The organism is Nocardia sp. NPDC051570, from assembly GCF_044454005.1.
Lineage (GTDB): Bacteria > Actinomycetota > Actinomycetes > Mycobacteriales > Mycobacteriaceae > Nocardia.
Genome location: NZ_JBITDI010000003.1, coordinates 86,577 through 100,204 on the forward strand (window position 1 = coordinate 86,577; position 13,628 = coordinate 100,204).

The 13,628-nt window shown below is 58.3% G+C and carries 12 protein-coding genes; 4 read left to right on the top strand and 8 right to left on the bottom strand.

Features of this window, described 5'->3' with window-relative positions; genetic code table 11:
• Positions 1 to 1,051: 1,051 nt before the first annotated feature.
• The 3 genes from ACIA76_RS07395 to ACIA76_RS07405 all read right to left on the bottom strand — a co-directional run bounded on the left by ACIA76_RS07395 (position 1,052) and on the right by ACIA76_RS07405 (position 4,617).
• Positions 1,052 to 2,050, bottom strand: a complete 999-nt coding sequence (locus tag ACIA76_RS07395) for a ParB/RepB/Spo0J family partition protein (RefSeq protein ID WP_397149598.1) — start codon at positions 2,048 to 2,050, stop codon at positions 1,052 to 1,054.
• Positions 2,051 to 2,449: 399 nt separating this feature from the next.
• Positions 2,450 to 3,637 carry an MAB_1171c family putative transporter gene (locus ACIA76_RS07400; RefSeq protein ID WP_397149600.1) on the bottom strand — a complete coding sequence of 396 codons (1,188 nt, stop codon included), beginning with the start codon at positions 3,635 to 3,637 and terminating at the stop codon, positions 2,450 to 2,452.
• A 566-nt stretch (positions 3,638 to 4,203) separates the two neighbouring features.
• The gene (locus ACIA76_RS07405) at positions 4,204 to 4,617 is read right to left on the bottom strand and encodes a hypothetical protein (protein WP_397149602.1); all 414 of its coding nucleotides are present in this window, start codon (positions 4,615 to 4,617) and stop codon (positions 4,204 to 4,206) included.
• A 56-nt stretch (positions 4,618 to 4,673) separates the two neighbouring features.
• Between ACIA76_RS07405 and ACIA76_RS07410 the strand changes: the two genes are divergently transcribed.
• Positions 4,674 to 5,528 (top strand): PIG-L family deacetylase, encoded by an 855-nt coding sequence (locus tag ACIA76_RS07410; RefSeq protein ID WP_397149604.1) that lies wholly within the window; start codon positions 4,674 to 4,676, stop codon positions 5,526 to 5,528.
• Positions 5,529 to 5,845: 317 nt separating this feature from the next.
• Here the strand turns inward: ACIA76_RS07410 and ACIA76_RS07415 are convergent, their stop codons facing one another.
• Genes ACIA76_RS07415 through ACIA76_RS07430 form a run of 4 tightly spaced genes read right to left on the bottom strand, consistent with a single transcriptional unit; the run spans position 5,846 to position 8,787 of the window.
• Positions 5,846 to 6,229 carry a hypothetical protein gene (locus ACIA76_RS07415; protein WP_397149606.1) on the bottom strand — a complete coding sequence of 128 codons (384 nt, stop codon included), beginning with the start codon at positions 6,227 to 6,229 and terminating at the stop codon, positions 5,846 to 5,848.
• A 39-nt stretch (positions 6,230 to 6,268) separates the two neighbouring features.
• Positions 6,269 to 6,829, bottom strand: a complete 561-nt coding sequence (locus ACIA76_RS07420) for a hypothetical protein (RefSeq protein ID WP_397149608.1) — start codon at positions 6,827 to 6,829, stop codon at positions 6,269 to 6,271.
• Between the two features lie 36 nt (positions 6,830 to 6,865).
• Positions 6,866 to 8,491 carry an alpha/beta hydrolase gene (locus ACIA76_RS07425; RefSeq protein ID WP_397149610.1) on the bottom strand — a complete coding sequence of 542 codons (1,626 nt, stop codon included), beginning with the start codon at positions 8,489 to 8,491 and terminating at the stop codon, positions 6,866 to 6,868.
• The gene (locus ACIA76_RS07430; protein ID WP_397149612.1) at positions 8,488 to 8,787 is read right to left on the bottom strand and encodes a hypothetical protein; all 300 of its coding nucleotides are present in this window, start codon (positions 8,785 to 8,787) and stop codon (positions 8,488 to 8,490) included. Before ACIA76_RS07430 ends, ACIA76_RS07425 begins: the two co-directional genes overlap by 4 nt.
• A 517-nt stretch (positions 8,788 to 9,304) precedes the next feature.
• Between ACIA76_RS07430 and ACIA76_RS07435 the strand changes: the two genes are divergently transcribed.
• Both ACIA76_RS07435 and ACIA76_RS07440 read left to right on the top strand, forming a co-directional pair.
• A complete protein-coding gene (locus ACIA76_RS07435) occupies positions 9,305 to 10,021 on the top strand; it encodes a hypothetical protein (protein WP_397149614.1) in 717 nt (238 codons plus the stop codon).
• A 273-nt stretch (positions 10,022 to 10,294) separates the two neighbouring features.
• Positions 10,295 to 10,948 (top strand): hypothetical protein, encoded by a 654-nt coding sequence (locus ACIA76_RS07440; protein ID WP_397149616.1) that lies wholly within the window; start codon positions 10,295 to 10,297, stop codon positions 10,946 to 10,948.
• A gap of 179 nt (positions 10,949 to 11,127) precedes the next feature.
• Here the strand turns inward: ACIA76_RS07440 and ACIA76_RS07445 are convergent, their stop codons facing one another.
• Complete coding sequence (locus ACIA76_RS07445) at positions 11,128 to 12,033, bottom strand: hypothetical protein (protein WP_397149618.1); 906 nt, start codon at positions 12,031 to 12,033, stop codon at positions 11,128 to 11,130.
• Between the two features lie 787 nt (positions 12,034 to 12,820).
• Here ACIA76_RS07445 and ACIA76_RS07450 point away from each other — a divergent pair.
• Positions 12,821 to 13,579, top strand: a complete 759-nt coding sequence (locus tag ACIA76_RS07450) for a hypothetical protein (RefSeq protein WP_397149620.1) — start codon at positions 12,821 to 12,823, stop codon at positions 13,577 to 13,579.
• Positions 13,580 to 13,628 lie beyond the last annotated feature (49 nt).

Here is a 13,628-nt window from a genome sequence, read left to right on the forward strand (position 1 = left end):
GTGGAAGCGCTGCAGCAGCAGCAACTGGTTGAACAGCTCACTCCTGGCACCAGAACCCGCCAGCTTCCAGCGTCCATAGCTGAAGGGACGTCCAATCTGGACTGTGCACGATGGTCAACGAATCCGGCTGTGGTCAGACGCATTATGTCGCTCCTTGAATCAAACTCGAAAGTTCGGAACATCTTGAAGCAAAGAACTTCCTTTGCGAGAGGAGTATCCATCGCGGCCGATGACCTAGCCGACAGGCGAAACCCTCGACCGCGACTGCGGACTTCCCTAGGAGCGTTTCGTACAGTGACCAGCCCAGTCAGAAGAGCGCTCTGACTGCGTTGAGGCGTATTCCCAGTCGCGACGTGCTGCGATCGACGGTGGAGTTTTGCACGAGCTGGGTGGTGGAGGATTCGATCTACGCCGTGCTGACACAACGAGGCCGGTTGTTCCTGAACGCGATGTTTGCCGACCTGTTCACCCATATCAGGCATCGTGACATGATGATGATATTGAAACGGCCCGAGGCCTGCCGACCTGGAAGGTTGGTGGAGCGGTTTGACCTTCGAAGCGGTTTCGAGGCAAGCGACAGGTCGGCTTTGATTAATTGCTCTTTTTAACTGCGGGGCGAACGGATGGAGATGTCCGATCCGGCTCTAGTAGGCTTTGTTTCTTTAGTTCTTGCTGTATTGCACTCGCAGCGTAGTAATGCCCGGTATTCTTGAGCGCATTGATACGGGCAATTATGGCGTCTGATCCGTATGCCGTCACAATGTCACGCAAACCGAGCTGACGGTTGAATGCGCTGTTCCTACCCATCATATTCCTTATCTCTTAGCATCAGCAAGCGACCAAACGGCACTCGCATGTTAGTACACATAGGAATCCTCCAGCCCGCGCCGAAACAGCGACACTTAGCCATCCTTACCACAGACGACTAGCACCCGCCCCATTACGCCCCCGCGCTTCTATCTTCAGCTCGGGCTATTAGAAACAATTCCATGCCGAAGCCCACCGAGCACGCCTCACCACGCCCGTGATGACACGGTGTAGGTTCAGGAGTTCACTCTCCTAGCTCAGCTTGCTGATGCGATCGCTTTCGCTGACTCAATCTATCGGAAATTCTGCTCCAGTTTTCCAGGTTCTGGTTTGCGATCGACATAAGCAGATCCAGGCAATGCGACGGGGCGCGATCGGCAATTGCAATAGATTCCTCTGCAGTGCGAGGACTTGCTTCCAACCAACGAATCAGTGCTCGCCCAGAATCATTGAAGCGAAGTGATGGATCGGCCCGCAAGCGTTTGAGACTGAACTCCCTATCGAATCCCACTCTTCGGTCGCATCCTCCATGCAGCAGGCCGGCCTCCCCTCCAGGCCGTGGCCGGTCAATTGCAGTATCTGCTGATTCTGTTGCATCCCCATTGATAGAGGTAAGGCGGGGGATTACCGCAGGCAGATTGACTTTCGGTTGCCCATCGGTCTCGGCGTTTCGTCCCGGAACCTGCGGCTTCGATCGCCGTACGCGGCCGTCCCGTCCCTCTCGCGAGGTCAACTGGGGAAGTTCCCCATCTGAGTTCCGCCGAATCGCCCCGACAGTCTTGTGGTCCAGTCCCGCAATCTGACCGATCCTCCTGTCGGACCACTCCGGGTGGAACATTAGTATCCGCCTGGCGGCTGCCCGACGATCGCCGAGCGATAGTGGCAAACCATGTCCGGTGTTCAGCTGAACAGAGAGGAGGAAAGCATCTTCATTCGTACCGTCAAAGTACTGAACCCTGACCGTCTCCTCACCTCGGGAGATGACCGCCTTCAATCTATGGACCCCGTCGATCACGTGCATCGAGGGCTTGTGCACAAGGATCGGTGGGAGTACCTCTCCCAACTCGGCCAGAAGTCGCGTGTGCGCAGTATTCTCTCCGGACACTCTCGGAGAAAGATCGCCGACAATCGCTCCTATCGGTACCTCGGTCACGCTACTGATCTTCTCCGATTCAAATGAATCCCCGACGAGAAGAGATTTAGTAGCATCTGATGTCCAACCCCCCTTGGACCCGTTAACCACTTTTGTTCCCCTAAAGTCTGATTCGCGACTATGAAAGTGCGTTAATGCAATAGGTAGGCAGTGATAGTCGGTCCATACCGACCATTGCCGATAGTTCCTTAGCTATACAAATTGTTTTCCTCTCGCGAAAATCGAGAGGTCAACTGCCCGCGCCGAGCAAAACAAGCGGCTAGCGAGTCGACTTTTACGGCCATGCCTGGATCCTCAAATTCTTTTGCATTCCCTTCATTTCGGCTGGAATGCATCAGTCTGTACTGCGGCGAGCTGTTTCCGTGAGCGCGAGTCGGGCTATTTGCAATGTCAACATACTGGGCAGGCTATCAACCGTCAAGCGATATTAGATATCGAGTTGATGCCATACCCCTATGCGTACCCCTACTCAACATGCGTACGCAAGGCTCAACGGTGCGAGTGCGTGTGATCCATGCTGTCGGCAAAGTCGCGCACTATTCGCGACTGCAGCCTGCGGTGAAGTGTGAGTAGATACCGCGTCTCTTTACGTAGAGTCGACCGTGTAGCGACAATTTCGGGGAGCAGATTTCGCTCTACCCGATCATCTAGCGTTGCTTCCCCGGCCAGGGCTTTGCGTCGAGTTACTTCCAGCCAGCATGCAATCGCTGTCAGCCTCTGTCTTTTTAGATTCGGCTCGCCCTGGGCGCACGTGTTGGCTTCCTCTAACAATTCCGGCCATGCCCAGCGGTCCAACAAATAGAAGATGCTGTCGCGTATCTCTACTACACGGCGGTGCAACTGTTCCCAGCGATTGCCCGCGACGAGTAACGTGAAGCGCTCGCTGTCGACCGATATGAGGGCCAGGTCGGGTGTGGCGTCTCGCAGCAGACGCCACATCGGATACAAGCGGGCATAGCGGTAGGCATAGGCCATGTTCTCGACAATCGGTCCCACGACGACCAAGATGCATCCCACAGGCACGAGCACGAACCGGGTGGTACTCATGATGAACGCAGCCTTCATCACCGCCGGTGTGGCGAAAGGCTCCCAGCGCTGGGCGGTGCGAATGATCATGAAAGGAATCTCAGCTGCGCTTCCAACCATAATTACAGCGAGCGCAGCATAGAGCGTTCTTCCCTGCACATAGCGCAGATGCCGCCACAATATCCAGATTATGGCGATCGAGGCAGAAACCACATAGAAACCTACCACGATCACATATACGGCAAATGGCCCCAGTCCAGGTAGCGGTCGAAATCTATCTGCGGCTGGTGTCATGGCGAAAGATGCTGACATCCCAGCGCCGGAAAGACATGCTACAGCAATTCGAGAGATGCGTTGTTTCCACTTGCTTGAACCATTCGACGCGGCCATGTGGATCACGAACTCCAGCAGTACCGCGATGTCCACAACTGCGATCACTCCCATAAGGAGATTATTAAGCTTGGCAATGCCGGTCGCCGCATTCACCGCCGTTGCAAACCATGATTGAATAGCAATAGACCCGATTGCGATAACCACCAAAACTATCCATAAGGGACGTTGGCCCGTATTGCGTATCATAGCCGGGGTTCGTACAATAAGGACGACCCATACCAATGTGAAGATCACTTCACGAGTGATATCAACGAACATTGACGGCCCCGAACATGTTAGCTGCCCTCAGCTCGAACTCACTTGGCGCACTACCCGGAGTATGCCTGAGGCGATTGAGCACTCTAGCGGCGAAAGTCTCGGAAACTTCTTCTTGAAGATCAGAGCCGGGATTCTCTGCCGCATGCTCAATTACTTTTAGCACGAAGTCCTCATCCGCGGCGTACCCATTCGCACGCGAAGAATGATAGTGATTGTGCCCTGCCAACATGTGACACATTTCGTGCAGAATTATGTGATCGCGATGATATCCTTCACAGCCTGTACGATACAGAATATGGTCCCTTTTGCCGTCGTAGTACCATAGACCGAACGGCAATGCCGGTATATCCACTTCGTGCACAAGCAGTGGCCTTCCCCGTTGTGCAGCTACACGGCGACACAACTCCTGAACGCTTTGCGGCCGCGGAGTCAACGGGAGCTGATCGATCAGTGGAGCCACAACATCGTCTATCCGCCACAGCCGCATGATTGGCTCGGTCCCTCCCTGCCCTGGGCAACGTCGGATCATCTTAACTTCCAAAATGGCAGGAGGGCAACGAGTTGGGTCATGGGATGTCCTCGCGGGACTCTGGGATGTCGTCTCCCTCGACAAGGTCGATTACGTGCTTGATCGCAGCAATCTGAGCTGCGTCGAGTTTCGCGATACGGGCCGCCAGGGCATGAATCGAATCTGTGTTCCACCTTCCACGATCCGGCGGCGGAGAAAAATAAGACGGCCGCTTACCGAAGAAGCTACCCAGAACACCTTTTGTGTTCTCCGATATATTTTCAGTTTTACCGGTCAGAATATTATGCAACTGAGCATGCGAAACCGTCTTGCCGTCGTTGACTTCGCCGATATCTCTGGATAAGCGCAGCACTCCAGGAACCTGGCCAGGGCCGTACCTTTCCTCCAGCAATTCCCGCAACACGGTAGCGAGCCAAGTCCGCGAGAAGCCGGAGGTATCATTGCCAGCCATTGTTTTGCATAACACCCTTCGGGTAGGATTTTTCTACCTCGCTTACAGAGTAGCTCATGAGCTACAAGATAGGAAGGCGCATCATACCCATGGCCCGCAGGACATTGATGGCAGTCTTAGCTCATCCTGATGATGAATCCACCACCGCTGGGGGGACACTGGCCCTCTACGCGTCACGTGGAGTCCACACCGTCCTAGTTACATGCACAAATGGCGAATACGGTGACCGGCCATACGGGGTCAGGCCGGCGGTTGATCACGACGTCAAGGCAATGGCCGCAACCCGGCTTGCCGAACTCCGACTTGCATGCGACCATTTATCTATCTGCGACCTCGAACTCCTTGGGTACCACGATTCCGGAACAGTGGACTGGGATCGCCCGCATCAGCCAACTGTATTCCGAAACATTCCCCTGGAACGCGTCGCCGCACATCTCGGCGTACTTCTGGAAAAGTATCGACCACAAGTCATTCTTACCCACGAGCCAACCAGCACGCGTCATCCCGATCATCGCCACGCTTCGAAGGCGACAGCACTGGCCGTTGAACAGACGAAAATACCTGAGAAGTTGTACTACACGGCACACGGAACCGCGTATTGGCAACGCCTTAGTCGCGCTCTCGCCGACAATGGAATCATTCGACCCAACCCCAATCCCGAATGGCGGCAGACAACCGATAAAATTGATCAAGAAATCACCACGAGTATCGCAGTACTGCCGGTGCTGAACCACAAGCGCGAAGCGGTCTACGCCCACGCCAGCCAAATAAAGAACTCGACAGCTGCGAAAGTGCCCCAAGAACGGTGGGCAGAAGTTTTCGGAACAGACGACCACATACGAGTCTTTGACACAACCAACGCTTCGCTGCCTGAAGATGACCTTTTCGCCGGAATAGGAGAATATAATTAGGTAGTATCCGGCGGCGTTAGCGGCGCCGTAGTAAACTTTGGAACCCCACCTTGGAGCCCCCGAATGAGGCTCAGCTGCATTCTGGTGTTTTCGCGCCTGTAATCCGTTGTATAATGCCGATGACGAAGACAGGCGGCTGAATAAGGTCCCTCGTCCAGACAGGTTGCTGCGTCGAGCGAGGTCGGGTTGATTGCCGGTGTGTGGCCATCGATGCCTCCTTTGACGGTGGTGTTGATGGCCAGACAACCGGAAGTGTTCGTGTATGCCGTGACACCGGAAGAGGGACGTTGGCTCCAGGAGATCACGAAGACAAGCGATCAGCGTTCGAACCAGCCGCGCCGGTTGCGTTCCTCGAAGAAACGGTCTTCGGCTTCCTCGCTCATTCGTTGCCGTCGAACCCGTTCGGCATCCTGCCGGGCCGTGTTCGCTTGCGTGAATGTGGACATGGCTTCGAAACGGGGATCGGCGCGCAGTTCCCCCGTAGCTTCCTCAACCTTGGGTTGCTTATCTTTGATCGCTGCTTGATAGGCAGCCAGGATGGCGTTCTCTTCGTCCACAGTCACTGATAGCAACCGGTTTTCCGCATCCACGACGACGCGAATGCCGTTAGCGACGCCGACTCCGCGGATCTTTTGCATCGCGTAGTGGGCGCGTTGCACCTTCGCGCCCAGATCTTCGAAGTCGTTGTGACTGGGAAGCATTCATGATCCTTCAGTCAGCTGACAGGTTTGGCGGTGTTGTCAGGATGGGCGTTTGATCTCGGTCGGTTGGGGTGTAGTCGTCCCCTTCCCTGATTGAGGGAAGCATGGAGAACCTGCACCGATGCTCAAAGAGCCGTCACCCTTGCCAGCATCCTGCACGTTCAACCTGTAGCCATCGGGGGTAATTACCGGTGTCGAGCGTGAGTCGGCACCGGGGTGGAGCCGAAATCCTTGACTGGTCCAGTAATCGCGGATCAGGTCGAAGTAATGCGTATTTTGCCCGAGTGGTACTCCGACGAGCCAGTAGCGGATCTGGAGTTGCACCGGGCCGTCGGTGCGGAGGTCGCTGTCATCGCAGGGGACGGTGATTGCTGCCTCGTCACCGAAGGCGCCGAGGTTGGGATTGTCCGGCTTGCGCGACAGGCTCACTCCAGGTTGAAGCGCCCTGAGCGTGTCCACCAGTAAGGTGTTGATGTGGTCTCGGGCGGCGGCTTCGGTCAGGTCTGTGGCCACTTTCCCTCCCTTATTGGGTGAGTCTTTTCCGCATCCGGCCAGGAGGCCAGCCACCGCGATCACCGCGATTCCGATGGTCGCGAGCATTGAGGTCACTCCGCGCCGCTTACGTATCATTTGGTTTCATCCCACCTTGTCGCCGTGGCCCGCAATGATCTCGCCCATTCCGATGAGTGACTTACTGTCGAGATCCCAGTATTGGCTGTGCGCTTGGCCGTTGTACCAATCCGCGTACCATGGTCCGGACTTCCCAGGGTCCGAGTCGAACACCGTTGCCCCGAAATCGCGGTCAGTAGGATCTCGGTTGAAGTCATCGAGTCCCGGGATGTATCGCGCTACCTGGCTGTCGGGATACAGCGCAGGAACCGGGTCGTGTTCGGCCCTGGTTGCGAAGATGTGCTTGCTCATTTCCTCATGCGGTACACCGGTCAGGTTGGCGTCGCCCGCGCCGTCGAGAGTAGTGCCAGGGCTCGCCACGAACACCGAGGCATCAGCGTTGAGGCTATGGCCGTGTCCCGCAGCATCACCCACAACCGTGGTGCCGTAGCTGTGTCCCACAACTGTGTTGTATGAAGGCTGACCCTCATGGGAGGCTCGCAGTCCGTCTTGGAAACGGTCCAGGTTTGGTGCTGCGGCGTCCGCATAGTGCTGTTGCGTGGCATTTACGAGTTCTGGCGGGGAATCGTAACCGAACCACGCGATCACCGATGGTCGCTCCGCACCGCTTTGCAACGCTTGGGCCTTCATAGCGTCCACTCGAACCATGTCGTTGCCCATCTTCGATGGTTGGGAACCAGTCCCTGGCACATATGTGGCGACATGGCTCGCTATGTCGGGATTTCCGGCCGCCACTGCCGTATGGGGTTGAGCACCCGCCTGGCTGTCGAGCATCAGCAAATAGCGGTCGGGCTTAGCGACGGATTGCGAGATGGTCTGAAGGTCATGAAGCTTGTCCTTCACCGACGGGTCACCGGCCTGCGCTCGAGTGAGTTCGTCTTGAAGCTTCATCCGGTTGTAGTGGTCGCGGTCGACTGCGGGCAGTCCGTCGTGGTTGCCGAGGTATTGGTCATGCTGCCAGAGCGCGTCCTTCTCCGCGGGCGTCAACGTCTCCCACAAGTCGTGTAACTGCTTCGGGTCGGTCGGCAACTGCGCTTTGCCGTCGATGATGTCTTGAATCTGAGACCGGACTGGCGCGCCGTCAGGAGCCTTCGCATACCCGTCGAGTAGCTCTAGATCTGCGCTAATTGCTTGTGCCGCTTTGGTTTCCGCGTCGCCGAACTGTGCCAGCAAGCTCTTGATACGGGCTTGGAACCCAGAGGCGTGGCCTTGCAGTGCTTGCTGAAGCAGGATCACCGCGATCGGAGAGTTCGATGTACCCATGTCGGTCGGTGTCGTCGGTGCGGTGACGTTGCCGTTGTCATCCACACTCATGCCCGCGAAGGGGAGATCGTGGTCGACGATGTTGAGCAAGGCCGTCCGGTAGCCGTCGAGTTCGCTACCGTAGGCGTTGAAGTGGTCGGCGAGTGTGACCACTGTTTCGCCGAGGTGGTTGCCCGCGAGCTCTTGGGCCAGTCCACGGGCGGAGGCCGCCGCCGCCGCGTCGCCCTGCCAGCTGTCCGTGGTGGCGCCGACGTCGTAGTTCATCTGCTGGACTTGCGAGGTGAAGGTGTCGTTTTGCGTGACCAGATCAGCGGCGTAGGCGCTCATCGACTGCGGATTGCATTCGCGCACATGGCTTATGGTGGTCATCGCGGCTGCTCACCGTTGGTATACCGGTGCAGTTGGTCGGCGAATAGCTGGTCGACCTCTTCGTAGGTCTTGGCCGCCGAGTTCGTCGCGTCCGACAGCTGCCGGATATTTCTGCCGATCAGCCCGTACGCCTTCAGCACAGCATCGGTGGCGCGTGCCGATGCATCCTGAAGAGGTGAGTTGGGCATCGCCGCAGTGGCGGAAACCTTGATCTGACCGATGGCATCGGCGTGGCTGGCGAGCGTGCCCCCGAGTCGATGCAGGATATCGAGATCGGCCTGAAGGATGTCGCCCACAGAGATTCCCCCTCCTGAGGCACGTTGCAGCCGCGGGACCTCCCGCGGACGTTAGCACGCCGGGGTCGCTCGGAGCGACAATACGCATAGCAGGAAGGTCCTGACAACTGATGACCGCCATCGCCGGCGACAGGCCCGGAACTGAAGGGCAGCAATAACTCAGACACCACCCTTGTGGCGCACCTGCGTTGAAGCCGCACATGCCGTGTTCACGTGTGCGAGCATTCATGGGTGGATGTGACTCGCGCGTTCCGAGACGCGTCCGTGATCAGGCTTCGAGGATACGGATTCCGCCCGCGCGCTGGATTGTGGGACCAGGTTTCCCGCGATCTCTGGAGAACTGTCGCCGCGCGACCTGCCTTCCGTGGCGGTCCATAATCGCGCCCTTCGTGCCCTGCTCCGCCTCTAGAGGCGCAAACATTCGAGAGTCTCCGACACGAGAAACCTTGTGACACACGACCGTTTCCGTGAGAATTAGGTCCGATGCTCACGATCGCGCTCACCGAAGAGGATGCACATGTCGCAGCCGGACTCCTCACTACGGCCGCCGGAGGATTCGTCCAAGCGGCAGGGAGATTCGTCCGGATCGCCATGTCAGTCCGAACCCGCCGAGCGCAAATCGCTGTGGCGTGAACCCGCCGTCGTTGCCGCCATCATCGCCATGATCAGTGCGGTTGTCGTCGCAGTTATCACTGTTAACTTTGGTGACAAGAAAAATCCACCATCCGCGTCATCGCCTGCGGGAACCGTATCAGCGACTGCAATTCCGGCCACAGGCCCGACCTTGAAGAGTGAACCCGCCGTTGAAACGACAGCACCGCCGTCAGCTGCATGGACCCTTGCCTTCAATGACAAAGAAATCAACGTAAAGCCCCTGAGTGAAATTTGCCCCAGCTGGAATATTAACCTCGAAACCGCCACCGCCCAGGATGCCAACACTGTAAACACCGATCTGTCCGGTACAGGCGGATGTGGAAATGGCTACGGCGTAAATCCAGATCATGGAGCCGTCTGGGGTGAATCGTCCACCATGAAGCCAACACCAGAGCAATGTGTTGATGCAGCCAAAGTTGGCTCACTAGGACTTGTTTCCTTCGATACCTTCGCGCCGGGAACTGCATACTGCGTGGTTACTCACAATCGAAATGTGGCATGGGTGAGAGTCGTTCGTAGAGTCGGAGCGAATGGCACAGGGTTCGACTTGGCGGTCACAGTGTGGGCGCCGCACAAGTAATCAGCTCAGGCCGCCTTCGTGGGCCGATCGGTCACGCCGTGCGCAACGACGGACAGAGTCTTGTGCATTAGGAGACAGGCCCTAGGATTCATGGGTGTTGTCGTTGGTGTCGCGGAAGAGAACCCGGAGCATCCATCTCGGAAACATTGACCCAGACTGACGGTCCGCCTTTAGGTCAATCTAAATACCCGCTCTGCCAAGCCGACCGGGCACATAGGCTTTCGCGCATGTGTAGGTGAGATGTCCAAGAGATTAGGGAGAGAGGTAGGGCGGTTGGCTGCGAGGGATTACGACGAGGAATGGATACTCGGTGTCGAGACCGGCTTGGTCAACCCGACCTTGGGCGAGGTTCACAGGCTGGCCGATGAGTTGGAGATGACTCCGGTCGAGCGCAGGCACCTGATGAACATCGCCGGGTACGGTGATGAGCCCTCCCGGCCGCCGCTCTACATCACCGACGCCGAACGTGATCGTCTGAACTTGCTCCCCTGGCCTGCGGCGATGCTGTCTCACTGCTGGGACATCGTCTATGTGACGGACAGCTATTGCGACCTTTTTCCCGGAATCTGGGAGCACCACAATTACGTAGAGTGGCTTGTGACCGATCCCCGTGCCCGCACTATCGTGGTGGACTGGCATGCCGAGGTCCGGCAGATCGCGGGCCGAGTCAAGTTCGCGAATGGCCAGCATCTCGACGAGCCTCGCTACCGCCAGATCCTCCAAACGTGCGCTCCGAACAGCCAATTCGCGCACGCGTGGTCCGCAGAAGAAGTCCGTGACGGTGCCTCAACGCAGACCTTCCTTCACGTCACTGGTGCGAACAATACCGTGTACAGCGTGCTCGACACGCCCCTACCCGATGTCTTGTCCACCGGTCGCCGAGCGCATCTGCATGTCGCCAAACCAGTCTCGACCGACGAAGAATAGCGGTCCGCGTGGTGTTCCTGACTTGGCGTATCGGTCTAGATAGCGACGGGGTGCAAAGGCGGTTTCTTCAATGGTTCGGGATGTAGTCGCCTGGTGTTGCAACGATTCAAGATTGGCTCGGTGGCGATGTGCCACTAACCGGGCAGAGTCGAAGTCTCAGGATCGCCACGTGGCGCTCATTATTCTGTGATGGTGATTACCTTGTCCTTCACGACGAGGGGTGTGTCATTCGGGCCTTTGATGTATTCGGGGATCCACACGGCTCGCGGATTTTTGAAGCGCGGATGTTTGAGGTGGCGCCAGTGCCCGCGGACCATCCACCGGTGGGTCCAGTCCGGTGCTACGCCAGCGGTGTCGCTGGGTGGCCGGTGCTGGGACTTCAGGTCGACTGTCAGCAGTGTCGAAGGGATGCCGGTCTTGTCCAGCCGCCGCCGCAGCGGGCGCGGGACGGCAGGCTGCGCGGTGTCGGCCAGCGGTGCGTCCATCAGCGACCAGGTGGCGCGGACGTAGCGGCTCAGCACCTCCGACTGGGTGTTCAGGACACCGGCGTCACGGCTGGTTTGGTAGCTGGTGGGGTGGCCGGTCACGATGAAGATCGGGTCACCGAAACCGCCCAGTGGCCCGAAAACGCTGGCGGGCAGGTCGGGTTCGGTCGGCGAGAGCCAGGACACCGTGATCCCGTCATCGACCTGGCCGAGCAGAGTGCGGGTGTCCGGACGCCAGGTGAATCCTTGTAGTACGTGCAGGTGCTCGCAGCTGGGTTGGTTGCATCGCAGGCGCACCGGCCGCTCCATGATCAGGAACCCGTGTGGGGCGGGCGCTTCGGCGATGACGAAGTCGTCGTCGGGCATCGTGGCCTGTGCTGTGTCGATGATCGTCACCATGTCGGTGGACATCCAGAAGTTGTGGGCTCGCCGAAGGCTGTCCAACTCCACCGCGGGCCCGGACTCTATACCCTGATCGACACGGACCCCGATCTCGGCGAACATTTCGGCGGCGACAGGTCCGGCCAGATGCTGCGCGTAGCCCTCCTTCCAGCGCAGAACTTCCAACGGAGGGATGGCGGCCGCAGATCCGTCGAGCATGTCCGACAGGCTAGTCGGCTTTCGTGTTCGCGCGCCGGTGGCCTGATCGCGCGGTTCCGCCCAGCCATAACCTGACCACCCACCGAAACCTGCCAATGGGTTGACGCAGGACGGAACGAGAGGTGCGTGACCTGGTGACCGGCCAGCTCCGGGAGCTGGGCCTGATCTTACTGCCTGGCGCACGCCTTCTTGCGTGTTGTTTCCAAGGGAGTCGCAGCGCACCCATCCCTCGTCGACTGGGACATGTTGCGGCATCGCCGCAGGTGGGGTGTAACGCACGCGCATTGGATGACGACCCAACGGGTGGAGCATCTGGACAGCTGATCAGTAGTTGAACGGTCAGTTAACCGAGGTTGCCGGTGTATCACAATTGAGACAGAATGTGCTTCATGAAGCAAACACCACTGAGGTTGTGGGTTAGCGTCATCTCGGATGGAGCAAGCGTGCGGTCGGTGGCATCGAGTGTCGATCTGCCACCCGCCACGCTGGGCCGCCATCTTGATGACGACACCCCGCCCTGGTCCACGGTCGTAGCAATAGCCCGCGCCTATGGAGTTAGTCCAATCGAAGGAATGCTTGCCGCTGGCCTACTCGCCCCCCGTGAAGTTTCGATGCCCATCGTGTCGAACCGCGCTGTACCGGCGGGAGAGGCATTGCGCGACGCCACCAATGCTCAAGTGGCAGAAGAGGTAATGCGCCGACTCCTGGTCGCACCGCAGGACCATGGACACCACGAACACGCCGGAGACAAGACCAGCAGACGTAGCCAGTTATGGAAAGGGATGGTATGAGTTTCGCCGACCGGGAGCCATTAGGTTTCGACGACGAAGTTTTGGGGCTGGCGATGGTCGCAACCGCCGTCGTTGCAGCCCGAGCATCGCAGTGGCGCACGCGGCCGGAAAGTCGTCCACTGACGGTTGTCATCGCATTGTTTACTTCAGCGTTCGTCATCGGACACGGTGGGTCTCATCTCCCGTGGCTTCTCGATGCGACGAAGTATCTCCATATGGCCAACGCCTCGGCCGTTACCAACGACTTGATCAGAACCGCTGCGGCCGGTTACATGTGCACCCTCGTGGCGAGGACGTGGAAGCTGGGCGACCGCGTGTACGACGCGATCCGCGGAGTGTTCGCGACCGTTGCGGTAACCATGATCCTGCTGTGGCAGCTGTCGTCCGACGGCGCCCGCACCGTCGCCTACATGGGAACCGTGACAGACGACGACCGCTATGCCACCGCCTACGGATATGTGAGCGACATCAACATCGGGCTCGCACACGCCCTGGTATTCACCAACGTCATCCTGGCCTACAGCTTTCCGCCGCCCATGGTGCGGGTCTCGCTCCTCGCGACGGGAGCGGCTGCCCTGTGCGGACTGACGTCGGCGGGCTTGCGTTTCGCCAGCGTCGCCGACCCTGACACGTTCCTGCCAGTGCGCGCGGAATGGTCGGTGCCGATCCTGGTAGTCGGCATCGCGCTCTACATCCTTGCCGGGCTCACCGGCCATCTCGCCACGGCCCGGCTCAGTAGATCGGGCGCTGAATGATCGTGTCAGCGATTGTTCGAGAGATTGGGACGCAACTGTCCGTTCGTTT